21 protein-coding genes and 1 pseudogene are annotated in these 22,843 nt (G+C 69.9%); 10 read left to right on the forward strand and 12 right to left on the reverse strand.

Annotation, left to right across the window (positions count from 1 at the left end; all coding sequences use genetic code 11):
* Nucleotides 1-78: 78 nt before the first annotated feature.
* A complete protein-coding gene (locus tag QSK39_RS24290) occupies nucleotides 79-1,077 on the forward strand; it encodes a LacI family DNA-binding transcriptional regulator (RefSeq protein ID WP_285480125.1) in 999 nt (332 codons plus the stop codon).
* Here the strand turns inward: QSK39_RS24290 and QSK39_RS53075 are convergent.
* A complete protein-coding gene (locus QSK39_RS53075) occupies nucleotides 1,000-1,563 on the reverse strand; it encodes a transposase (RefSeq protein WP_353051076.1) in 564 nt (187 codons plus the stop codon). The two genes, QSK39_RS24290 and QSK39_RS53075, sit on opposite strands and share 78 nt — an antisense overlap.
* A 140-nt stretch (nucleotides 1,564-1,703) precedes the next feature.
* Here QSK39_RS53075 and QSK39_RS24295 point away from each other — a divergent pair, with 140 nt between their 5' ends.
* Both QSK39_RS24295 and QSK39_RS53080 read left to right on the forward strand, forming a co-directional pair.
* Complete coding sequence (locus QSK39_RS24295; RefSeq protein ID WP_285480896.1) at nucleotides 1,704-3,434, forward strand: AAA family ATPase; 1,731 nt, start codon at nucleotides 1,704-1,706, stop codon at nucleotides 3,432-3,434.
* A gap of 99 nt (nucleotides 3,435-3,533) precedes the next feature.
* Nucleotides 3,534-3,770, forward strand: a pseudogene (locus tag QSK39_RS53080) (transposase); the annotation flags it as partial.
* 120 nt (nucleotides 3,771-3,890) lie between these two features.
* On the opposite strand, the gene QSK39_RS24300 reads toward QSK39_RS53080, so the two are convergent.
* A complete protein-coding gene (locus QSK39_RS24300; RefSeq protein WP_285480126.1) occupies nucleotides 3,891-5,045 on the reverse strand; it encodes an acyl-CoA dehydrogenase family protein in 1,155 nt (384 codons plus the stop codon).
* Nucleotides 5,045-6,109 (reverse strand): 2,3-butanediol dehydrogenase, encoded by a 1,065-nt coding sequence (locus QSK39_RS24305; protein WP_285480127.1) that lies wholly within the window; start codon nucleotides 6,107-6,109, stop codon nucleotides 5,045-5,047. Before QSK39_RS24305 ends, QSK39_RS24300 begins: the two co-directional genes overlap by 1 nt.
* Nucleotides 6,110-6,218: 109 nt before the next feature.
* Between QSK39_RS24305 and QSK39_RS24310 the strand changes: the two genes are divergently transcribed.
* From QSK39_RS24310 to QSK39_RS24330, 5 genes are all read left to right on the forward strand, one after another.
* Nucleotides 6,219-8,189, forward strand: a complete 1,971-nt coding sequence (locus QSK39_RS24310) for an alpha-ketoacid dehydrogenase subunit alpha/beta (protein ID WP_285480128.1) — start codon at nucleotides 6,219-6,221, stop codon at nucleotides 8,187-8,189.
* Nucleotides 8,190-8,238: 49 nt separating this feature from the next.
* Complete coding sequence (locus QSK39_RS24315; RefSeq protein ID WP_285480129.1) at nucleotides 8,239-9,744, forward strand: acyl-CoA synthetase; 1,506 nt, start codon at nucleotides 8,239-8,241, stop codon at nucleotides 9,742-9,744.
* Entirely contained in the window at nucleotides 9,741-10,478 is a 738-nt protein-coding gene (locus QSK39_RS24320) for an SDR family NAD(P)-dependent oxidoreductase (RefSeq protein ID WP_285480130.1), read from the forward strand. Before QSK39_RS24315 ends, QSK39_RS24320 begins: the two co-directional genes overlap by 4 nt.
* A complete protein-coding gene (locus QSK39_RS24325) occupies nucleotides 10,475-11,245 on the forward strand; it encodes an enoyl-CoA hydratase/isomerase family protein (RefSeq protein ID WP_285480131.1) in 771 nt (256 codons plus the stop codon). The genes QSK39_RS24320 and QSK39_RS24325 overlap by 4 nt, the downstream gene beginning before the upstream one ends.
* A gap of 106 nt (nucleotides 11,246-11,351) precedes the next feature.
* Nucleotides 11,352-12,371, forward strand: a complete 1,020-nt coding sequence (locus QSK39_RS24330) for an LLM class flavin-dependent oxidoreductase (RefSeq protein WP_285480132.1) — start codon at nucleotides 11,352-11,354, stop codon at nucleotides 12,369-12,371.
* Here the strand turns inward: QSK39_RS24330 and QSK39_RS24335 are convergent.
* Entirely contained in the window at nucleotides 12,368-13,363 is a 996-nt protein-coding gene (locus QSK39_RS24335) for an SGNH/GDSL hydrolase family protein (RefSeq protein WP_285480133.1), read from the reverse strand. The genes QSK39_RS24330 and QSK39_RS24335 overlap by 4 nt on opposite strands.
* A 55-nt stretch (nucleotides 13,364-13,418) precedes the next feature.
* A complete protein-coding gene (locus tag QSK39_RS24340; protein WP_285480134.1) occupies nucleotides 13,419-14,369 on the reverse strand; it encodes a cyclase family protein in 951 nt (316 codons plus the stop codon).
* A gap of 84 nt (nucleotides 14,370-14,453) precedes the next feature.
* Between QSK39_RS24340 and QSK39_RS24345 the strand changes: the two genes are divergently transcribed.
* Complete coding sequence (locus QSK39_RS24345; RefSeq protein ID WP_285480135.1) at nucleotides 14,454-15,251, forward strand: FadR/GntR family transcriptional regulator; 798 nt, start codon at nucleotides 14,454-14,456, stop codon at nucleotides 15,249-15,251.
* 14 nt (nucleotides 15,252-15,265) lie between these two features.
* Here the strand turns inward: QSK39_RS24345 and QSK39_RS24350 are convergent, their stop codons facing one another.
* Genes QSK39_RS24350 through QSK39_RS24360 form a run of 3 tightly spaced genes read right to left on the reverse strand, consistent with a single transcriptional unit; the run spans nucleotide 15,266 to nucleotide 18,043 of the window.
* The gene (locus QSK39_RS24350; protein ID WP_285480136.1) at nucleotides 15,266-15,763 is read right to left on the reverse strand and encodes a flavin reductase family protein; all 498 of its coding nucleotides are present in this window, start codon (nucleotides 15,761-15,763) and stop codon (nucleotides 15,266-15,268) included.
* Entirely contained in the window at nucleotides 15,760-16,671 is a 912-nt protein-coding gene (locus QSK39_RS24355) for an HpcH/HpaI aldolase/citrate lyase family protein (RefSeq protein ID WP_285480137.1), read from the reverse strand. Before QSK39_RS24355 ends, QSK39_RS24350 begins: the two co-directional genes overlap by 4 nt.
* Nucleotides 16,664-18,043, reverse strand: a complete 1,380-nt coding sequence (locus tag QSK39_RS24360) for an LLM class flavin-dependent oxidoreductase (RefSeq protein ID WP_285480138.1) — start codon at nucleotides 18,041-18,043, stop codon at nucleotides 16,664-16,666. Before QSK39_RS24360 ends, QSK39_RS24355 begins: the two co-directional genes overlap by 8 nt.
* A 102-nt stretch (nucleotides 18,044-18,145) precedes the next feature.
* Here QSK39_RS24360 and QSK39_RS24365 point away from each other — a divergent pair, with 102 nt between their 5' ends.
* The gene (locus QSK39_RS24365; protein ID WP_285480139.1) at nucleotides 18,146-18,835 is read left to right on the forward strand and encodes a GntR family transcriptional regulator; all 690 of its coding nucleotides are present in this window, start codon (nucleotides 18,146-18,148) and stop codon (nucleotides 18,833-18,835) included.
* On the opposite strand, the gene QSK39_RS24370 is transcribed toward QSK39_RS24365, so the two are convergent.
* From QSK39_RS24370 to QSK39_RS24385, 4 genes are read right to left on the reverse strand one after another with little or no spacing between them, the layout of a single operon-like run.
* On the reverse strand, nucleotides 18,836-20,257 hold the full coding sequence (locus QSK39_RS24370) for an aldehyde dehydrogenase family protein (RefSeq protein WP_285480140.1): 1,422 nt from the start codon (nucleotides 20,255-20,257) through the stop codon (nucleotides 18,836-18,838).
* Between the two features lie 2 nt (nucleotides 20,258-20,259).
* A complete protein-coding gene (locus QSK39_RS24375; RefSeq protein ID WP_285480141.1) occupies nucleotides 20,260-21,456 on the reverse strand; it encodes a CaiB/BaiF CoA transferase family protein in 1,197 nt (398 codons plus the stop codon).
* A 17-nt stretch (nucleotides 21,457-21,473) separates the two neighbouring features.
* Nucleotides 21,474-21,887, reverse strand: a complete 414-nt coding sequence (locus QSK39_RS24380) for a nuclear transport factor 2 family protein (protein ID WP_285480897.1) — start codon at nucleotides 21,885-21,887, stop codon at nucleotides 21,474-21,476.
* Entirely contained in the window at nucleotides 21,887-22,819 is a 933-nt protein-coding gene (locus QSK39_RS24385; protein WP_285480142.1) for a cyclase family protein, read from the reverse strand. Before QSK39_RS24385 ends, QSK39_RS24380 begins: the two co-directional genes overlap by 1 nt.
* Nucleotides 22,820-22,843: the final 24 nt, after the last annotated feature.

A 22,843-nucleotide genomic window follows, 5' to 3' on the forward strand; every position in this document is an offset into this window, starting at 1 on the left:
ATCACGTGATACCTAGCCTAGCGGTATCACGTGATACTGGAAAGCGTCCGAGACGATCCGCTGTGGGACCATCTGGAGGTGACGATCTCGAGGCACCCCCGCCCGGCGACGGCCGCGGACGTGGCCCGGGCCGCGGGAGTGTCCCGTGCGACCGTGAGCCACATCTTCAACGGCCGGGCCGGCCGGTTCCCCGAGGCGACCAAGGAGCGTGTCCGGGCCGCCGCCGCATCACTCGACTACCGGCCGTCGCCGGCGGGGCGGAGCCTGGTGACCGGCCGCAGCGAGACGATCGTGGTCGTCGTGCCGAACACCACCCTCGGGCCGAACATCCAGGAGGCCCTGGAGCGCATCACGGCCCGCATGGGCGCCGACACGAACGTCGTGTTGCGCTTCGCGGCCGCCGATCCCGAAACCACGATCAACGCGATCCTGAAACTGCGCCCGTTCGCGGTGGTGGACCTCGGCTCGATCGCCGGGGCGCACCGCGACCGCCTCGTCGCACAGGGCGTCCCGTGCCTGCCGGACCACACCCGGCCCACGCGAGCCGACGGCCTGCCTCTACAGGATGCGATCGCCCAGCGCCAGGTCGCGGAACTGCTCAAGCGCGGCCAACGCCGGATCGTGTACGGGTCGTTGGCGGACGGGCGCTCCGACTCGTACGGACCGGCCCGGCTCGCCGGTGTACGGAAGGCGTGTGCGGCCCACGGAGTGGCCCCGCCCCTGTGCATCGAGGTGGTGCCGGAAGTGGACGCGACCGTGTCGGCACTTCGGTCCCTCGACGCCGCGCCGGTCGGCGTCGCCGCGTACAACGACACAGTCGCCCTGGCCGTCTTGTCGGCAGCCGGGCGCATCGGATTGCGCGTCCCTGATCGGCTTTCGGTGATCGGCATGGACAACACCGACGTGGGCCGCCTCTGGAGGCCCCAGCTCACCACGATAGATGTGAACGTCGACGCTCTGGTCGACGACATCTTCGCGCAGCTGGGCGCCGAACTCGGTTCACACCAGGGACCGGGCGACACACGGGACACCACGCCCGCTCCCCTGCTCACCCTTGTCCCCGGGGAGTCGACCTAACGGCCGCCGCCCTGTCGACGAGACGGTGCACCTTGCTGCTCCAACCACGGTTGGAACGGCCGATTGTGTGGTCAGGCGGCTCGATAAGCAGACCCGTGCAGTTCTACCCCAGCCCTCCTGCGAGACGAGTGATGTTCGTGGCGTGCTGATGTGCCCGCGCGACCGTGGAACCACCGATACCGACCAATCGATCAGTCTAGCCCCGTGTGCCTCGGTGAGCAGACGCTGCAGCACGGCATCCCAGGTGCAATCGCCAGCCATCCAGTGATGCCAGGTCCAGATCGTCTGCCAAGCCCCGAACGCCGCAGGCGCATCCCGCCACGTGATCCCGCATCGATACCGATAGATGGCTTCGACCATCGACCGAGCGTCGGAGAACGACCGGCCTTTGTTGCTGCAGCGGGCCGGAAGTAGATCCTCGATCAACGTCTGCCGATCTTCTGAGAGCAGCTCAAACTGCGACGTATCGGGTAGCGTCACAGTCATTGGCCGGATCCCTTGTCCGACATGTTGCAGTCGGCAACTGGGACCGTTGACGCACTGGCTGGGCGTAACGCGTCTATGCTCGCGGGCGACTCCATGATCGACCTGCCCCGACCAGATGACAGCGGAGCGCGCAGTTGAGCGTGGTGCACGAATGGATCGTCGAGAACTTCCGCGGTATTTCGGATCCGGTCATGGTCGATCTCCGGGCCAAGGGAACCGGCGAAGCGACGTCGCTGGTCCTGCTCGGCGACAACGGCTCGGGGAAGTCATCACTCGTAGACGCGCTGGAGTTCTGCTTACGGGGTCGATTGAGCCGGCGGTCCGGGGCTGGAGCGAAGCGACGACGGGAGGTGCGCAACCTCGCCTCACGCCAGCCTCCAGCCGTCATCACGACCCTGTCGGATGGGCGGTCTGTCAAGCGGGGTGGTGGACTGTCCGGCTTAGGGCCGCAGCCGATCGGCCGCGGCGAAATGGTGCCCGAGTTTTCGGTCTCGCCGATCATCGTCCGGCGGCACGACGTCGAATCGTTCTGGCTCGTCTCCCCCAAAGAGCGGCAGAGCTTCTTCTTCGACTACCTCCGGTCGGACTATCGAGCCATAGTCCTTCCTGAGAAACGCGCCGCTCTGCTGGCTGCGCATGAGAACGCGCGACATCGACTCGTCATGGTGAGAAGAAGAATGCGTGAGGTAGGCAACGTGATCGGCGAGGAGTTGCCCACGAACCTGCGCTCGGCCCGGGAATTTCTCGAAAAGACGCTTTTGCCCGCTGCAGGCGAAGGACCTCCAGAGCGGAAGACATTGCCGCGCAACGTCCAGCGGGCCTACGACCTCATGGTCTCAGTCATCGACGAAACGAACCGGCTCGACGGCGAGGTCCGGGCCCTCTCCGCAGACGAGCCTGACGACACAAAAATCCGGGGAGTGTTGAACCGCATTTCCGACCGAGTCAGCGAGAACTTCGCGAAGGTCGCCCGCATCGACTGGGTGGACAGTGTGAACCTGGACATCGGCGAGGACCAAGAATTCGACATCATGCTGGACTTGTCCGAGGGCACGTCGGTAGCACCGGACCAGGTGTTGAGCGAGGCTGCACTCGACCTGCTAGCACTGCTGATCATCGTCGAGGTCCACGTCGAGTGCTCAACGCTGGGGCAGAGCAAACTGATCGTATTCGACGATGTGTTTCAGTCCGTCGACTCGACGCACCGGGTGCACGCGATGGACCACATCCTGGCCCGCCTCGGGGGGTGGCAGGTCATCGTCACCGTGCACGACCGGCTGTGGATGGAACTGGTACGTTCCTCGCTCAACAGGGCAGGTCACCACCACAAATCGCTGGAAGCGTTGTCGGAGGGCTTCGGGAACTCGCCCCGCCTACGCGGAGCCGGGGTCGAGCACAGCCACACGCTCAGGAACGTTCTGTCGCGCTCCGACCAGCCCTCACTGATCGCAGCAGCGGCTGGCCGACTTCTTGAAGGGCTGTCGGACAAGCTGAGCGTGTCGCTTGCCTGCAGCGTCACCCGTCAAGCAGGTGACAAGTATGACTTGGGTGCACTCTGGCCGGGAGTGCATAAGATACTGAAGAAGCACGGCCCAGCGGGAATTAGCGAAGCGGTGGCCGACATCGACCGGCTGCTGACCCTCCGGAACGTTCTCGGTGCGCACTACAACGAGTGGGCTATGTCGGTGTCCACTCAAGAAGCGAACGAGTTCGGCGCCGCAGTGCTCCGACTCTGGGACCTCACGATCTGCCCAACCTGCGGCGGGCAGTACGCGAGGTTCAGATCACCGAGCGGCAATAGGGAGATTTTTTCGATGTCGTGTAGGTGCGCAGACACGTCAGACAGCGAGATCGCCCCAGACAGGGGGTAGCTGACCTCCGCTCCAGCGAAACGAGCGCCAGCAGATGAGGCTGCGGGCACCGTTTTGCACTAGGGCGTGTCAGACAAGAGTTTCGGGTCGATTGCGGGGATGCTGCCGAGTACGTCGCGGGTTCAGTTGTTCTCGCAGCAGCAGTGGGCGCTGATCGAGGACCATCTGCCGGTCCGTACCGGTTATCGCGGACGCCCGTTCTCCGACGCGCGAGCGATGGCCGAGGAGATCATCTACCGGTATCGGTGCAGGATCGCGTGGCGGGATGTTCCGGCGGTGTTCGGTCCGTGGCAGACGATCTGGACCTGGCATCGCCGGATGGCCGGTGACGGAACCTGGGACACCGTCCTGTGCCGCTTACTCGCCGCCGCCGACGCCGCCGGGTTGGTGGACTGGTCGGTGTCGGTCGATCCTCCATGCCGTCATCACCTGGACCAAGACTTTGTCAGACACGACCTAGCGGCGTTTCAGCAGCGCTTTGGCGATCACGTTGCGCTGGATCTCGCTGGTGCCCTCGCCGATCTCCAGGATCTTCGCGTCGGCGTAGAACCGGGAGATTGCCGATTCGCGCATGTAGCCGTAGCCGCCGTGGATCTGGACGCTCGCGCTCGCCGCCCGGTTGGCGACCTCCGACGCGAACAGCTTCGCCATCGCGGCCTCCTGGCTGAACGGACGGCCCTGGTCGCCGAGCCACGCCGCCCGGTAGACCAGCGCCCGGGCGGCCTCGATCTCGGTCGCCATGTCGGCCAGCTTGTGCGCGACGGCCTGGAACCCGCCCAGCGGGCGGCCGAACTGCTGCCGGTCGGCCGCGTGCCTCAGCGCCAGGTCGAGCGACGCCTGGGCAAGCGAGAGCCCGAGCGCCGCCACACTGATCCGGCCGCCGTCGAGGACCGCGAGGAACTGGCGCAGCCCGTTGCCCTCCTCGCCGATCAGGTGATCGCCGGGCAGCCGGACGTCGGTGAAGACCAGCTCGCGGGTGTCCATCGCGTGCCAGCCGAGCTTGCGCAGCGGCTGCCCCTTCTCGTACCCGGGGGTGCCGTCCGGGACGAAGAACGTGCCGTAGCGCTTCTTGCCGTCTTCGCCGTCGCCGGTCACGGCCAGCACCGTGACGCCGAGGCTCATCTCGGTGCCAGCGTTGCTGATGAACATCTTCGTGCCGTTGATTACCCAGCTGTCGCCGTCGCGGCGGGCCCGGGTCCGGATGCTCGCGGCATCGGATCCCGCGGTCGGTTCGGTCAGCCCGAACGCGCCGATGTTCTCCCCCGTCGCCAGCGGAACCAGCCAGCGCTGCTTCTGCTCTTCGGTGCCGAACGCGGCAAGCGGCAGCGACGCGATCGTCGAGTGCGCGTTCCACGCCGACGCCACGGACTGGTCCGCCGCTCCGAGCGCCTCCATCGCCGCGACGTACGACACGAACCCGGCGTTCGCGCCGCCGTAGGCCTCGTCGACCAGCATCCCCATCAGGCCCAGCTCGCCCAGGGCGCGGAAGACCTCCGCCGGGAAGTGGGCCCGCTCGGACCAGTCCGCCGCGTACGGCTCGATCTCCTTGGCCGCGAAGTCGCGGACCAGCCGCTGGACGGCGACGGCGTCCTCGGGCAGGTCGAAGTCCATCAAAGCTCCTTCGGGGTCAGCAGGATCTTCAGGTGCCCGCCGCGGTCCGCGTCGAGCTCGGCGAACGCCGCCAAACCGTCGGAAAGCGGATACGTGCCGGTGTGCAGCGGGCCCGGGTCGAACCGCTTCTCGGCGATCAGGTCCAGCACCCGGGGGATGTCGAAGTTGTAGCCGAGCGAACCGACCACGGTCCGCTCGAACGGCACGATCTGGTTGATCGGCAGCGACGCCGCTCCCCCGCTGATCCCGGCCAGCACGACACGGCCGCCGCGGCGGACCGTGGTGACCGCCAGCTCGACCAGCGCCGGCAACCCGGTCGCCTCGATCACGACGTCCGGGCCGACGCGGCCGGTGCGCAGGAACACCTCACGCCGGACATCGGCCGACGCCGGGTCGAAGACCTCGGACGCGCCCAGCTCGGCAGCGCGCTCGGCCCGCGCGGTCACCGGCTCGCTGACGTAGACGCCGGCCGCGCCCGCCAGCTTCGCCGCGAACAGCGCGGCTACGCCGATCGGCCCCGCGCCCAGGATCAGGACGTTGTCCCCCGGCTGGACCGTGCCGCGGCGCACCGCGTGCAGCCCGACCGCCAGCGGCTCGGCCAGCGCGGCCAGGTCGTCCGGGACGGCGTCCGGGATCCGGACGAGCCCTTCGACCGGCACGGTGACGTAAGGCGCGAAAGCCCCGTCCGAGGCCAATCCGACCGAGCCGCCCTTCGCGCAGATGTGGTATTCACCGTGGCGGCACCACCGGCAAACCCCGCATCGCAGGCAGGGGTCGGCGACCACGCGCGTGCCGACGTCGATCCCGGGCACCGGGCTGCCCAGCGCGGTCACCCGGCCGCTGAACTCGTGCCCGAGGGTTACCGGCGGCTCGTGCCCGGTCAGCGGGTGCGGGCCGGTGCGGATGAGGTTCGGGCCGTGCCGGAACTCGTGCAAGTCTGTGCCGCAGATGCCACTGAAGGCGACTTCGACCACGGCCTGTCCCGGTTCCGGCGGGCCCGGTTCCGCGACGTCGTCGAGCCGCAGATCCCCTCTTCCGTGCCACCGCAGGGCCCGCATGCCCATCGCTTCCCCTCGCCGCTTGTATTTTAGTCCGAACGGTACAAGAATCGTGGTTCCTCGCCGGATGTCAAGGGGCGAGGGCGGTATCACGAGCAGACAAGGCAAGGACGCGATGACTGCCACTGTTGCCACCGAGCTTTCCGCGGACCCGGCGGCGCTCTTCGAGATGTACCGGCGAATGCGCTTGATCCGGCAGTTCGAGGACCGGGCGTCGCGGCTCTACCGCACCAACGAGATTCCCGGTTTCCTGCACCTGTCCATCGGCCAGGAAGCCTCCGCGGTGGGTGCGTGCTGGCCACTCGACGACCGTGACGTCGTGACCTCGACGCACCGCGGGCACGGGCACTGCATCGCCAAAGGCCTTGACGTCACCGGCATGTTCGCCGAGCTGATGGGCCGGCGCACCGGAACCTGCCAGGGTCGCGGCGGCTCGATGCACATCGCCGATCCCCGCAAAGGGATCTTCGGCGCGAACGGGATCGTCGCGGCCGGACTGCCCATCGCGACCGGCGCCGCCACGGCCGCACAACTGCGCGGGGACGGCGGGGTCGTACTGGCCTTCTTCGGCGACGGCGCGGTCGCGCAGGGCATGTTCCACGAAGCCGTCAACCTGGCCGCGGTGTGGCAGCTGCCGGTGATCTTCTGCTGCGAGAACAACCACTACGCCGAATTCTCGGCCGCCGCGGACCAGCACCGCGCGACGCTGGCCGACCGCGCGCGTGGCTACGGCATCGACTACGCCCACGTGGACGGCAACGACGTCGTGGCCGTCGCCGACACCGTGACCACGCTCGTCGCCAAGCTGCGCGCGGGTGCCGGACCGGTGCTGCTGGAAGCCGAGACCTACCGCTGGCACGGGCACTACGAAGGCGACCCCGAGCGCTACCGCGAACCCGAGGAGCTGGCATCGTGGAAGGAGCGCGACCCGCTGCCGCGCCTCGCCTCGCGACTCGACCCCGGCCGGATCGCGGAGATCGACCTCGAGATCGACGTCCTGATCGAGAAGGCCGTCGCCGAGGCGAAAGCGGCTGAAGAGCCGGCGCCCGAGACGCTGCACCACTACGTCGGGGTGCCTCGCGAACCGGTGGCCGAGCCGCCGGAGCCGACCGGCGAGATCTTCCGCACGATGGACGCCGTCCACGACGCGCTGGACTACGAACTCGGCTCCGACAAGGGCGTCTTCGTCGCCGGGATCGACGTCGGCGCCGGGGGCAACGTCTTCGGCCTGACCCGCGGGCTCGCCGAGAAGTACCCGGGCCGGGTGCGCGACACCCCCATCTCCGAAAGCGCAGTCGTCGGCGTCGGTGTGGGCGCCGCGATGGCCGGGATGCGGCCCGTGGTCGAGCTGATGTACCTGGACTTCATCGGCGTCTGCCTGGACCAGCTGATGAACCAGGCCGCGAAACTGCGCTTCATGACCGGCGGCGCGGTGACCCTCCCCCTGGTAGTCCGCACGCAGTTCGGCGCGGGCAAGTCGTCCGGCAGCCAGCACTCCCAGAGCCTGGAAGCCCTGCTGGCGCACATCCCCGGGCTCACGGTCGTGATGCCCTCGACGCCGTCCGACACCTACGGGCTGCTGCGGGCCGCGATCCGCGACCCCAACCCTGTGGTGTTCATCGAAAACCGGCTGCTCTACGGCCGCAAGGGACCGCGGCCGGAGCCGGGGCACCTGATACCCCTTGGCAAGGCCGCGATCCGCCGGGAGGGCACCGACGTCACCCTGGTCTCGTACTCGAAGCTGGTGCACGACTGCGTGGCCGTCGCGGAGCAGCTGGCCGGCGAGGGCATCAGCGTCGAGGTCATCGACCTGCGGACCATCGCGCCGCTGGACACCGAGACCGTCCTGCGCTCATTGGCCAAGACCGGCCGGCTCGTCGTCGCGCACCAGGCCGTCGAGCAGTTCGGTGTCGGCGCGGAGCTGGCCGCGCTCGCCGCGGAAGAGGGTTTTTGGACGCTCGACGCGCCGGTGATCCGGGTCGGCGCGGCCGCGACACCGGCACCGTACGCGCCTTCGCTGGAACGCGAATGGCTGCCGAGCCCGGACCGCATCGCCGCCGCCGTGCGCCGGTCGGCAGCTGCCTGATCGGGCCTTGTCAGCTTCGCTCCCCATGTTTCTCCACCAGGAGGGCTTGATGTACAACTTCGCCGGCGTCGTCGAGCACAACGCGGCCCACCACCCCGACCAGGTCGTGCTCTCCCAGGGAGACCGGCGGCTGACCGGGCGCGAGCTCGACGAGCGCGTCAACGCCCTGGCGGCCGGCCTGCGCGACCTCGGCGTCGGCGCGGGCGACATCGTCGCGCTGCTGCTCTACAACCACCTCGAATTCCTCGAGACGGTCTTTGCGCTCAACCGGCTCGGCGCGGCGTTCCTGCCTCTGAACTACCGCCTCTCCCCCGTCGAGTGGGAGTTCATCCTCGGCCACGCGTCGGCGGTCGCGATCCTCACCGAGCCCGAGTTCGCCGACGCCGTGTCCACCCAGGGCCTCAAGCACCGCATCCTCCTCGGCGGCAGCAGGCCGGGCTGGGAGTCCTACGACGACCTGGTCTCCGCACACCGCGGTGACCGGGTTCCCCTCGCCGACGTCGGACCGAGCGACCTGCAGCGGCTGATGTACACCTCCGGCACGACTTCCCGGCCCAAGGGCGTGCCGATCACGCACCACAACCTGCTGTTCAAGAACCTCGCGCACATCGTCGAGTTCGGCCTGGGCCAGGACGACCGCACGCTCGTGTGCGGTCCGCTCTACCACGTCGGCGGGCTGGACCTGCCCGGCCTGGGCACGCTGCACGCGGGCGGCAGCCTGCACCTGGTGCGCCGGTTCGACGCGGCCGAAGTCGTGGCGCTGATCGAGCGGGAGCGGCCGACCAACATCTGGCTCGCCCCGTCGATGATGAACGCCATCCTGCAACTGCCTGATCTGCGCGCGCGGGACACGTCGTCGCTGCGGTTCATCATCGGCGGTGGGGAGAAGATGCCCGAACCCTTGGTCGGCCGGATCCAGGAGGCGTTCCCGACCGCGTGGTTCGCCGACGCGTACGGGCTCACCGAAACCGTCGCCGGCGACACGTTCAACGACGCCGATCACGTCCTGAGCAAGGTGGGTTCCGTCGGCAGGCCGGTGCAGCACCTGCGGGTGCGCATCGTCGACGAGCACGACGCGGAGGTCGCTCCCGGCGAACTCGGCGAGATCACCCTTGCCGGGCCGAAGGTCTTCGCCGGTTACTGGCGGGACGAGGAAGCGACCGCGAAGGCGATCCGGGACGGCTGGTTCCACACCGGCGACATCGGCCGGCTGGACGAAGACGGCTACCTGTACGTCGAAGACCGCAAGAAGGACATGATCGTCTCGGGCGGCGAGAACATCGCCACCCCCGAGGTCGAACGCGTGCTGTACGAGCACCCGGACGTCGTCGAGGCCGCCGTCGTCGGACTTCCGCACGAACGCTGGGGCGAGGTGCCGCAGGCGTTCGTGGTGCGCCGCGAGGGTTCCGGCCTGGACGCGGAGAAACTGGTCGCGCACTGCCGCGAACGGCTGGCGAAGTTCAAGGTGCCGGCCGACATCCGGTTCGTCGACGAGTTGCCCCGCACCCCGTCGGGCAAGGTCCTCAAACGCACCCTCCGGGCGGCCACGGCATGAAGGAGTTCGACCTCTCGGGTCGGACGGCGTGGGTCACCGGAGCCGGCAAGGGACTCGGCCGCGTCATGGCGGCCGCCCTCGCGTCCGCCGGTGCACGCGTCGCCGTCACGTCCCGCACCGAGTCGGACCTGACCGAGCTGGCGGCGGAACTGGGCGACGCCACGCTGGTGCTGCCCGGCTCGGTGGACGACCCCGGGTTCGCCGACGAATGCGTCGACCGGATCGGGAAGCTGGACGTCCTCGTCAACTGTGCCGGCATCAGCCCGACGTTCCGCCGCAGCGAGCAGGTCTCGGACGAGGACTGGCAGCGGGTGCTGCGGGTCAACCTCGACGGCACGTTCTTCTGCGCGCGGGCGGCCGGAAAGCGGATGCTGGAGCAGGGCTCGGGCAGCATCGTCAACGTGTCGTCCGTGCACGCCACGACCGGGTTCGACCGGATCGCCGCGTACGCCGCGAGCAAGGGCGGCGTCGAGGCCTTGACCCGCGTCCTCGCGGTCGAATGGGCCGATCGCGGGGTGCGCGTGAACTCCCTGGCCCCCGGCTACTTCGCGACGGACCTCTCCCACGGCCTGATCTCCAGCTCGTGGGGCGAGCGCGTGCGGAACGCCGTTCCGCAGGGCCGGATCGGGGATGCGAGCGAACTCGCGGGGGCCGTCGTGTTCCTCGCGAGTGACGCCTCGTCCTACGTCACCGGAAGCACCCTGTACGTCGACGGCGGATGGACGGCGCGATGAACGTCACCCTCACCCCGCATGCCGGCGAGGAACGCCTAGCGGTCCTGCGCATCGACCGGCCGCCGGTGAACGCCCTGAGCCAGGCCATGTGGGACGCCCTGCTGGCGGTCGGCGAACAGCTGCACGAGAATGGCAGCCCGTACCGGGCCGTCGTGATCACCGGCGGACGGCACTTCGCGGCCGGCGCCGACGTCAAGGAGATGCTCCCGCTGACACCGGCCGAGTTCGGTGCGCGCAACCGGGTGCTGCAACGCGCTTTCCACCTGGTGGCGACGGCGCCGCAGGTGACCGTCGCGGCCATCACCGGCTACGCCCTGGGTGGCGGTTGCGAGCTGGCGCTGGCGGCCGACTTCCGCGTGGCCGGCGCCGGAGCCGTTCTGGGCCTGCCCGAGATCACCCTCGGGATCATGCCCGGCTCCGGCGGCACCCAGCGGCTCGGCCGGATCGTCGGCCACGCCCGCGCCAAGGACCTGATCCTGTCCGGTCGTCAGGTGCGCGCCCACGAGGCCCTGGAGATCGGCTTGGTCCACCACGTCACCGAAGACGAGACGGTGTTCACCGAGGCCGTCGAACGAGCGCTGACGTACGCGCGGGGCCCGATCGCGTTGCGCCACGCCAAACAAGCGCTCGACGCCGACCTGCCCATCGACGCGGGCCTGGCGCTGGAAGCCGACCTCATCACCGCCTGCTTCGCGAGCGAGGACGGGCAACACGGGCTGCGCAGCTTCGTCGAGAACGGACCCGGCAAGGCAACGTTCCGCGGGTGATGACGGGAGCCCGCCGGACGGACCGGCGGCTCCCGTGGTCCTTGCCACCTCCGAATCAATAGTATTATATAACTGATTCAGCTCACGGACGGAAGGACGGTCGGCGATGACCGAATTCGGCATGCCGTGGCCGGGCGCGGAGGCGGGCCGGATCGCGGAGAGTCTGGGCGTGCCCGCCTTCTGCACCGGGGAGTTCGTCGACCACGACGCCTACGTGACGGTGGCGGAGATGGCCGCCGCGACCGACCGGGCGCTGATCGGCCCCGCGATCGCGTACGGGTTCGCCCGCACGCCCTTCGCACACGCGGCCGCTGTCCGCAGGCTGTGGAAGCAAGCGCCAGGGCGGGTTTTCGCCGGGCTCGGGTCGGGGGCCTACGCCATCAACCGCGACTGGTGCGGGGTCGAAGCCGATCGGCCGGTCGAACGGATGACCGAGCTGGTCGGCGCGGTCCGTGCCTGGCTGCACGCCGAGAACGGGCAGACCGTCCGCTACGACGGCGAGTTCTACCACGTGCGGGCCAAGGTCCAGGCGCCGGTGCTCGGGAAGATCGACGCGCCCATCCTTCTGGCGGGCTTCAACAAGCGGATGGCGGCGGCAGCGGGACGGGTCGCGGACGGCGTGATCGGGCACGGGTTGTTCACCGCGGACTGGTGGACCGAGGTCGTCCGCCCCGCCGTGGAGCGCGGCGCCGGGGAGTCCGAACGCGACGCCCGGCCGTCGGAACACGGCTGGCTGCTCTGCGCGATCAACGACGACGACCCCGAGCGCGCCGTCACCGACATACGCCGGATGATCGCCTTCTACCTGACCGTCCGGACCTACGACCCGTACGTCCGCTTCCACGGCTGGACCAAGCAGGTGGAGCTGATCCGGGAGGCGTTCGCGGAGAAGCGCATCGACGACATGACGCGGGCGGTCACCGACGACATGGTCGACGCCATCGGGATCTGCGGCAGCACCGCCGACGCGGCATCGGCGTTGCGGCGCCGCGAGGGCACGATCGCTCGTGACATCGCGTTCCTCGCGCCGCCGTCGTTCCTCGTGAGCGAGCGCCGCAAGCAGGCTTACTCGCAGGCCTCGCTCGCGCTGCTCGAGCCCGGAGCGAATCAGGACCTCGGTAACTAGGCCGGCAGGCCCAGCCCCGCCGCGACGTGCGGGGCGACGCCCGCGGCCAGGCTGCGATGGCCGTCGTCGCCGGGGTGCAGGCCGTCGGCCAGCTCGGCGTCCGGCACCAGGCCGAGCCCTCGGACGAGGGTGATCCGCTCGTCACCGGTCGCGACCGCGAACTCGTCCACGGCTTCCTCGAGTGCGGTGCGCAGCTCGGCGTGCGTCGCCCCGAACCGGTTGGGGACGTCCTCGGCGTCCGGCCGCCTGATCGGGCTCACCACGACGACGGGTGCTCGAGGCAGCCCCTGACGCAGGGCGGTGAGGAACACCCGCATCGTCTGGCCGATCTGCGCGGCATCGGTCGGCAGCGAAGACCACGCGTTGGTGCCCCACGCCACCGCCACGGCCGCCGCCTCCGAAGCGCCGACGACGTCGGCCGCCTGCAGCTCGCCCCGTGCGGCGCCGGCGAAGCCCAGGTTGACCAGGTCCAGCCCGAGCCCGGCGGCCACTAGCGACGGCCACGCCAGGCCGCACTCGGTGACCGACCAGCCCTGGGAGATGGAGTCGCCGTAGACCACCCACAACGGCCCGCGCGGCGCGGGAGCCAGGCTCCCGCCCACCGGGGAGACGCCGTCGACGCGCACCTCGACGGCTTCGGGCAGGTAGACCCGGACCACCTCACCCGGTTCCCGTTCCGGGAGCGGGATCCGCACGGTGCCGTCGCCGCCGGGCACGGGAACCACGCTCACCGGGAGCCGGCCCGCCCGGACCACGAAGGCCAAGGGAACACCCGGCGCCGGAACACTCGTACGCTCCCCCAGCCGGACGTCGAAGTCGAGTGCGGTCGCCGTCCCGGTGAAGGCCAGGTGCACACCCGCGGGCACCCGCGCGGCCCGCACGGTGTCGTGCGTGAGCTTCGCGCTCTGCGCGGCGGGAAGACGCGAACCCGCCGACCACGAAAGAGACGGCAACACCCCGCGCACCAAAGACTCCGGATCGATCCGGTCCATTCCGGCCACCTCGCTCCACGTCGACACAGTCAGCTTCTTGACCTGGTTGAATCCGCTAGCGCACCGCGACCGGGTTGACCAGGCCGCCGGTGCTCCTCGGGAAGGGTTCCGGGGTGGCGTTCAGCAGGAAGGTGTACCGGCCGTCCGCCGCGCACGCCGCGGCGAGGTCCTCCAGCACGAAGTTCTGCCCCTGGAGCAGTCCCATCATCACCAGGTTCAGCACGTGCACCGGCAGCACGACGTCGTCCACACCCGCCGGGATCAGCTCCATCGGCATGTTGTCGATGGCCACGGCCGCGATGCGGCGCTCGTGGAAGTACACCGGCGCGTCGTGGTCCAAGGCCGGCACGGGACGCCGGTAACCCGGGACGTCACCCGCCAGGAAGTACGAAGCCTGCCCGGTGCGCACCAGGAGGATGTCCCCCTCTTCGACCGGGGTGCCCTGCGCCTCCTCGACCGCCTCGAGCACCGCGCGCGTCACCGGGAAGCGCCCCGGCAACCGGTCGACGCCCTCGTGCCGGGCGACGTCGAGCAGAACACCACGCGAAACTACGCTCCCCGCGGCCTCGATCCCCAGCTTCGTGGCACCGGTCGCGTCGATCGCCTCCGCCGGGAAGCCGTTGTACAGCACACCGCGGTGGCTGCAGTGGGAAAGCGCGTCCCAGTGCGTCGCCGCCTGGGTCGGTGTCACGACGATGTCGTCGCTGTAGGCACAGGCATCCGGGGACGCGGCCATGGGCGTGTTGACAGCCAGCATCGTGCGGACCGGGTTGATCCGGCCCGGGACCCCGGTGCCGTCCTGCGGGCTGGCCAGGGACAGCGGCATCGCCAGGGAGAACGTCTCGCCCGTCACCACCGACGCGGCACCTTTGCGGACCACTGCGCGGGTGACGAAGTTCAGCGTCCCGCGCTGGTCGTCGGCACCCCACCGGCCCCAGTTGCTCAGCTTCCCGGCCAGTGCACCGAATTCGGCGGCGGACACCACGTCTCCGGCCTCCTTCGTCACCTTCAGTAGTTTAATGAGTTGGATCTTAGTGGTGTCATCGCAGGTCGATGGGCCCGTGGACCGCTCACCAGTACAATGATTGACATGAGTTCCACCAATGCAGTGGCGCCGGTCGGCGAGCTCGTCCGCGCGCCGAAGACCGCCGAGCTGATCGCGACGCAGCTGCGGCGCCGGATCGTCCGGCGTGAACTCACGGCCGGCGAGCTGCTGCCCCCGGAAACCCAGCTCATGGAGCAGTTCGGGGTGTCCCGGCCGACGCTGCGCGAGGCATTCCGGATCCTCGAGACCGAGAACCTCATCACCATCCGCCGCGGCAGCCGCGGTGGCGCCCAGGTGCTCGCCCCGGACGTGTCCGTGGCGGCCCGCTACGTCGGCCTGCTGCTGCAGATCCAGGGCACCACGCTCGACGACGTGTACGAAGCGCGCATGATCGCCGAGCCCGCGTGCGCCCGCATGCTGGCCAAACGGCGGACGAAGCAGGACCTCGCCGACCTCACCGAGGTCGTCGAGCAGCTGCGGTCGGCGATCGACTCCCGCGACAACGCGGTGCCCGACCCGGCCCTGTGGTCCCGGCTGACCTACCGGTTCCACGAGCTGATCATGCAGCGCTCGCGGAACAAGACGCTCGCCGTGCAGGGCGCCGTGCTCCAGGACATCGTCGCGACGCACCTGGAGCACCGGGTCTCCCGCAACTTCGACTCGACGGAGTCCCCGGAGCGCTTCCGCCGGGCGATCCGGGCCTACCGCAAGCTCGTCACCCTGGTCGAAGCCGGGGACGCCGACGGCGCCGAGCGGCACTGGCGCAACCACATGGAAGCCGCCGCGAAGTACCTGCTCAAGGACGAACTGCACAACAAGCCCGTGGTCGACCTGTTCGGCTGAACTCGACGGGTGTCTTATGAGGCGACCCGGCCGAACGTGCTGCCGTGGAACACCAGCGGCGAGACGAGCGGCTCGGCCCGCAGCCCGTGGATCCGCAGCACGGCGATACCGTGGTCACCCGCGGGAACTTCGTCCTCGACCGTGCAGCTCAGCCACAGGCTCGCGCCGTCGATGAAGACTGCGCCCGCCGGGTCCCGCGTCCAGCTGACACGCTCGAAGCGGTTGCCGGACTTGCGGGCGAGCTGGCGGCACAGCAGGTCCTGGTCCTCGGCAAGCACGCTGATCCCCAGCCGGGCGGCGGGCCTGAGCACCGGCCAGGTGGTCGACGTCCGTCGTACACACACGGAAACGAGCGGCGGGTCGAGCGACACCGACGTGAACGAGCTCGCCGCCAGCCCGGCAGGGGCGCCGTCCGCGAGCGCGCAGACCGCCACCACCCCGGACGGGAAGCAGGCGAAGGCTTCGCGCAGGCTCTCCCCGCCGGGCACGGCCGCGAGTTCCGGGCCCGTCACGACTCACCCGAGGCCGCGGCGTGCTGGGCCAGGACCCGTTCGGCCAGCTTGACGTGGGCCGCGTCGACCAGCTGGCCGTCGACGCTCGTCGCGCCGAGGCCGTCCGCTTCGGCGGCCCGGTAGGCCGCGAGGTTGCGCTGCGCGCGTTCGACTTCGGCGTCCGTCGGGCGGAAGACGCGGTTCGCGATCTCGATCTGCGACGGGTGGATCGCCCACTTCCCGTTGAAGCCCAGGGAAGCCGCGTTGCTCGCGTCCCGCTCGTAGCCTTCCGGGTCGCGGAAATCGGGGTACGGCGCGTCGATGGCGAGGATCCCCGCGATGCGGGCCGCGGTCAGGACCTGCATCCGCGCGTAGTACCAGAAATCGCCGGGATACGGCTCGCGCGGCTGGAAGTTCGTGTCCACCCGCGCCCCCTGCGACACCGAGAGGTCTCCGGCACCGAAGATCACCGCGTCCAGCCGGGAACTGGCCGTCGCGATCTCCTCGACGTGCGCGACCCCGGCGACGTCTTCGATGAGCACTTCCAGCCGGATGCGCTTGCGCAGGCCCAGATCCTCCTCCAACTGGGTCAGCAGGACGTCCACCCACCAGACGTCCCGGGCCGCCGTCGCCTTGGGCACGATCAGGGTGTCGAGGTGCTCCCGGGCCCCGGTGACGACCTCGATGATGTCTCCGTGGGCCCACTTCGTGTGGATGCCGTTGACGCGCACCGCGCGGGTCGTGGCGCCCCAGTCGTGCTCGGTCAGTGCGCGCACGGCGAGGCCCCGGGCCTTCTCGCGCATCGCCGGCGCGACGGCGTCCTCCAGGTCGAGGAACACCAGGTCGGCGCCGGACGCGGCCGCCTTGGTGAACATCCGCTCGCTGGTGGCGGGGGTGGCCAGCTCGGAGCGCCGCAGGAGCTCAGGCACCGCTCGCCTCCTCGGTCTTCGCGAACTGGTTCTCCGGCTGGGCGAGCGACAGGGTGTCCCGCAGCGTCGCGCCCGGGTACTCGGAGCGGAACAGGCCGCGGCGGCGCAGCTCCGGCACGACCAGCCGGACGAAGTCCTCGAAGGCGCCCGGGAAGTGCGTGGCCGCCAGGACGAACCCGTCGGACGCGCCCGACTCGAACCACTCCTGCATCTGGTCGGCGACCTGCGTCCCGGTGCCCACGAACCGCGGTCCCTGCAGCAGCGTCGCGCGGTGGTTGGCCAGCGTGCGCAGCGTCAGCTTGCCTTCGCCGACGTGCCGCCGCACGCCCTGGACGAGCCCCCGGATCCCGGACACCGAGTCGATCAGCTCGTCGGTGACGACGTCGTCGAGCGAGTGCTCGGCGAAGTCGTGGTTGGTCACCTCCGACAGCAGTGTCAGCGACGCCATCGGGTGCACCAGCTCGTCGAGGAAGATCTTCTCCTTCTCGCGCGCGATGGCCTCGGTCTCGCCGACGATCGTGTAGGCCATCGGCAGCAGCTTCACGGTGTCGGCGTCGCGGCCGGCCTCGGTGATCAGCTTCTTCTGCTGCTGGTAGTGCTCCAGCGCGATCTCCTGGGTCGGGTCCGAGGTGAAGATGAGGTCGGCCCACCGCGCCGCGAACTGCATGCCGCGCCCGGACTGGCCGGCCTGGATGATCACCGGCCGGCCCTGCGGTGTGCGCGGCACGGTCAGCGGGCCGCGCACCGTGAAGTACTCGCCCTGGTGGTCGATCTCGTGGACGCGCTCGGGGTCGGCGAAGACGCCGTTCGCGCGGTCGTCGAGGATCGCGCCTTCTTCCCACGAGTCCCAGAGCTTCGAGACGACCTCGATGAACTCCTCGGCCCGGTCGTAGCGCTTGTCATGGGCGAAGTGCTGCTCCAGGCCGAAGTTCTGCGCCTCGGCGTCGTTGACCGAGGTGACGACGTTCCAGGCGGCCCGGCCGCCGCTGAGGTGGTCGAGCGTGGCGAAGGTCCGCGCGACGTGGAACGGCTGGTAGTAGGTGGTGGAGTAGGTCGCGCCGAGTCCGATGTGCTCGGTCGCGGCGGCGACCGCGCCCAGGACGGTGCTCAGGTCGAGCTTGATCGGGCGTGCGCCGCGGCGCACGGCCTCGGCGGGCGAGTTGCCGTAGATGGTGGGCATCGCGAGCCGGTCGTCGAAGAACATCAGGTCGAAGGTGCCTTCTTCGAGCACCCGCGCGATCCGCTGGTAGTACCGCAGGTCGAGGTAGTCCGCCGCGGAGCTGGGGTAGCGCCACGAGCCGGAGTACACCGACACGTTGGACGCCTGCAGGAAGGCGACGAGGGTCATCTGGTCTGTGCGTGGTGTGGTCATCGGGGCCTCTCGAGGGCTTCGCCGGACCGGCAACTGATACATCAGTTCCGTACTGATATATTCATTGCGCCGACGAGCCGTGTCAAGGTGAGGAGACCCGGAATGAGCGCCACCGACCTCGGACCGTGGCCGATCGACCTCGCCCCGGACGAGAGCGAGACGTACCGCACCGGCCGGGAGCGCATCGTCGACGTCCTGCGCGACCGCGTCCTGTCCGGCGTGCTGGCCCCCGGCACCAAGCTCAACCTCGACGCGCTCGCCGAGGAGTTCGGCACCAGCCGCACGCCCGTGCGCGAGGCTTGCCTGTCGCTGAGCCAGGACGGGCTCGTGCGTGTCGCCCAGCGCAGCGGGATCGTGGTGATCGGCCTGTCCCCCGAGGCGGTCCTGGAGAACTTCGCGTTGATGGCCGCACTGTCCGGGCTCGCCGCGCAGTGGGCCGCGCGCGGGGTCACCGAACGGGAGCTGCTGCGGGTGCGGGAACTGCACCGCGAGATCAAGGTCGCCGCCGCAGTCGGCGACGACATCACCACGCTCAACTGGGAGTTCCACCGCGAGATCAACCGCGCCTGCCACTCGGCGCGCCTGCAGCGGATGCTCGCCGAAGCCGGCCGGCTGATCCCGCGGCGGTTCTTCGAGCTGTTCCCCGAGCACGTGCCGTGCAGCCTCGACGAGCACGACGCGCTGGTGGCCGCGCTCGGCAGCCGGGACGAGAGCACCGCGAGGCAGGTCGCCGAGCAGCACTTCGACAGCGCCGCCGAGCTGCTGCGCCGCCAGTTCGCCGAACGGAGCTGATCACAGCTGGACGACGACCGTCTTCGTGGCGGTGTAGGCATCCAGCGCTTCGACACCCTTCTCGCGCCCGTAACCCGACTTGCGGAACCCGCCGAACGGCAGCTCCACGCCGCCACCGGCGCCGTAGGTGTTGACGTACACCTGGCCTGCCTCGATCTCGGCCGCCAGCCGGTGCGCCCGGCTCAGGTCCCGGGTCCACACCGCGCCCAGCAACGCGTACTCCGTCCCGTTCGCGAGCGCGATTGCCTCCTCTTCGGTGGAGAACCGCATCGTGGTGAGGACCGGCCCGAAGACCTCCTCCTGCGCGATCGGCGCGGCCGGGTCGACCCCGTCGATCAGAGTCGGCGCGAAGTAGGCGCCGCCGGTGATCCCGTCGGGTTCGGCGATCGTCCCGCCGGTCACCAGCTCCCCCGTGCCCGCCGCGTCGACGTAGCTGCGGACGCGGTCCTGCTGCTTGCGGGACACGAGCGGGCCCAGGTCGGGGTCGTCCAGCCCGCGGCCGATCGACACCTTCGCTAAGTGACCGGCGATCCGCTCGACGACCTCGGCGTGCACGCTCTCGTGAACCAGCACCCGCGAGCCGGCGGAGCAGGTCTGCCCGGCGTTCTGCAGGATCGCGCTCGCGGCCACCCGGGCGGCCTTCTCGACGTCGGCGTCGGCGAACACCAGGTGCGCCGACTTGCCACCGAGCTCGAGCATCACCGGCGACACCCGCTCGGCGGCGCTCGCCGCGACGAGACTCCCGATGCGCGTCGAGCCGACGAAGCCGAGGTGGTCGACACCCGGGTGCGCCGACAGCGCGGCGCCCGCCTCGGGACCGAGCCCGGTCACCACGTTGACGACGCCGGGCGGGAACCCGGCTTCCAGCGCGAGCACGGCCACCGCCACCGCGGTGCGCGGCGTCTCATCGGCGGGCTTCACCACGCTGCAGTTCCCGGTGGCCACGGCCGGGGCGACGCCGCGGGCGAACAGCTGCAGCGGGTAGTTCCAGGCCACGATGTGCCCGGTGACGCCGTGCGGCTCGCGCCGGGTGTAGGCGTGCAGGTCCGGTCGCAGCTGCAGGGAGAGCCCGTAGTACGAGTCGATCGCGTGGCCGTAGAAGCGGAAGTAGCGCGCGCAGACGCGGGCGTCGTTGCGTGCCTGGGACAGCGGCTTCCCGGTGTCCTCGCTCTCGAGGTGTGCGAGGGACTCGACGTCGCGCTCGATCAGGTCGGCCAGCCGGCACAGCAGTGCGGACCGCTGCTCGGGTGTCGTCGCGCGCCACGAGCGGTGGGTCCGGCGCGCCGCCGCGACCGCGCGGTCGATCTCCTCCGCACCGCCACGCGCGACCTCACCCAGGACCTGACCGGTGGAGGGATCGACGTTCTCGTACACCGCCTTCGCCCCCACGGACTCGCCGTCGATGAAGGACTCCGTGGCCATCGTCAGATCACCCCTTGCTCGCGCAGCTCGCGGACCGTGGCGGCGTCCAGGCCGAGCAGGCCGCCGTAGATCTCGTCGTTGTGTTCCCCGAGCGACGGGCCCAGGTGGTCGATGCGACCCGGGGTCGCGGAGAAGCGCGGGACCGGGGCCTGGACGCGCATCGAGCCCAGGTCGGCGTCCGGAATGGACGGATACACCCCGCGCGCCTGCAGCTGCGGGTCGGCGAGAAGCTGCTCGGCGTCGTACACCGGGGCCGCCGCGACGTTCGCCTCCTCGAAGACGGTCATCGCGTCGTCCAGGGTGCGCTCGGCGATCCAGGCGGCCATGATGCCGTCGATCTCCGCGGCGTTGCGCAGCCGCTGCTGCGCCTCGGCGAACCGGGGATCCTTCGTCAGCTCGGGCCGGCCGACCGCTTCCAGCGCTCGCTTCGCGATCGTCGGGGCGCTGCCGGACATCGCCAGCCAGTGCCCGTCCTTGGTCCGGTAGACGTTGCGCGGCGCGCTGATGTCCCACCGGTTCCCGGTCCGGACCGGGACGGTGCCGAACTGGTCGTAGGTGAGCACCGACTGTTCCAGCAGCCTTGCTAGGGGTTCGATGAGGTTGACGTCGATGAGCTGACCAGCCGCGCCGTGGACGTCGCGGTGGTAGAGGGCCATCATCACCGCGTAGGTCGCGGTGAGCGCGGCGACGCCGTCGGCGAGCATGAACGACGGCAGCGTCGGCGGGCCCTCGGGGCTGCCGGTGAGGTGGGCGAAGCCGCTCATCGCCTCGCCGAGTGTGCCGAATCCCGGCCGGTCGGACTTCGGGCCGCCCGTGCCGTAGCCCGTCACGTGCACCATGACCAGGCCGGGGTTCGCCTCGGCGAGGGTTTCGTAGTCCAGGCCCCATTTGTGCAATGTGGACGGGCGCAGGTTCAGCACCGCGACGTCGGCCTGCGCGGCCAGCCGGCGCAGCAGCTCCCGGCCGCGTTCCTCACGCAGGTTCAGCGTGACGCTCTTCTTGTTGCGCCCCAGGCTCTTCCACAGCAGCCCGACGCCGTCCTTCTGCGCGCCCCACTGCCGCAGGGCGTCACCGCCTTCGGGCTGTTCCACCTTGATGACGTCGGCGCCGTGCTCGCCGAGCCACGTCGCGATCAGCGGGCCGGCGGCGAGAGTGGCGGCGTCGAGAACCCGGAGACCGGCCAGAGGTCCGTCGCTCATGATGGAGTCCGTTCCGATCAGGGGTGGTAGCCCACGTACTCGTCCGACCGGCGGCGCAGCAGCCAACGGCCGCCGGACTCGCCGAACTCGTCGTGGTAGCGCGCGACGATCGCGGGAGCCCACGCGGTGCCGTCGAACCTGAGCATGACGACGTCGCTGGTCGCCTTCGCCTCGTGGCCGGTCCACTCCGTCACGACCGTGTTGGCCACGATGTGCCGCCGCGGATGGGCCGGATCCGGCTGCCAAGCGGCCTGCGAGAACGCCTCACGGATGGCTTCCACGCCGCTCAGCGTCGCCATCCCGGGGATCTCGACCACGCCATCGGGCCAGTACAGCGCGACCATGTCGGCGACCCGGCCCTCGTCCTGCGCGTGCGCGTGTTCGGCGATGGTCGCTTCGACGCCCGCGTACACCGCGGCGAAACTCGTCATCACTTCAGCACGATCGGGGTGATCGGCGACCCGGTCGAGCCGGTGACCTTCAGGCCGGGCGCGCAGAAGAGGAACTCCCAGACGCCGTCGGCCTCGCAGTCCTCGGCCAGCTCCTCCAGGTTGAACATCTCCCCCAGGGTCAGCCCCATGTCGCGGATCGTGACCTGGTGGAACGGGATCATGGCGCCTTCGACCGGGCTCGGCCACACCTCACCGGAGTGGTTGTCCATCGCCAGCGCCGCGACCTCGCGGCCGTGCAGCCACCGGCAGGTGTCCAGGCCGGGCCCGGGCGCGTTGCCCAGGAAGTGCGCCCGGTCGCCTTCGAGGAACCACTGGTAGGACCCGGTGCGCAACAGCACGATGTCGCCGGACCCGACCCGCACCCCCTGCCGTTCTTCCGCCGCCAGCAGGTCCGCCTCGGTGATCTCGTAGGAGTCCTCGAGCCGGTCGACGCCCTTGAGCCGCGGGATGTCGAGCAGCACCCCGCGGGAGATCAAGCGGGTCACGGCGTGGTGGAAGGAGTTGCGGGAAGCCCCGGTGAAGTTGTTCACCGCGGCCGCCGGCACGTTGTTGTAGAACCGGCCGCCGTAGCCGGCGTGCGCGAGGCCGTCCCACTGCGTCGCCGACTGCAGGCCGGTGATGATCATGTCGTCGGCCGAGATCAGCCCGTCCGCGGTCGGGGTGTCCGAGGGCAGCAGCGTCATCAGGTGGATCGGGTTGGTCCGGAAGCCGCCCGCCTTGAACGGGCCTTCCTTGTCGAACGGCATCCCGAGGTCGAACGCCTTGCCGGTGCGCACGAGCTGCGCGGCCGCGATCCGCTTCTCCGGGGTCACGAAGTTGAGCGTGCCGATCTGGTCGTCCTCACCCCAGCGGCCCCAGTTGTTCAGCTCCTTGCCGAGCACGTGCTGCGGCCACACCTTTTCGTCGGTCACGCGTTCTCCTCATCGATTCGCCGG

It is taken from the genome of Amycolatopsis sp. NBRC 101858 (assembly GCF_030269325.1).
Classification (GTDB): Bacteria; Actinomycetota; Actinomycetes; order Mycobacteriales; family Pseudonocardiaceae; genus Amycolatopsis; species Amycolatopsis ponsaeliensis.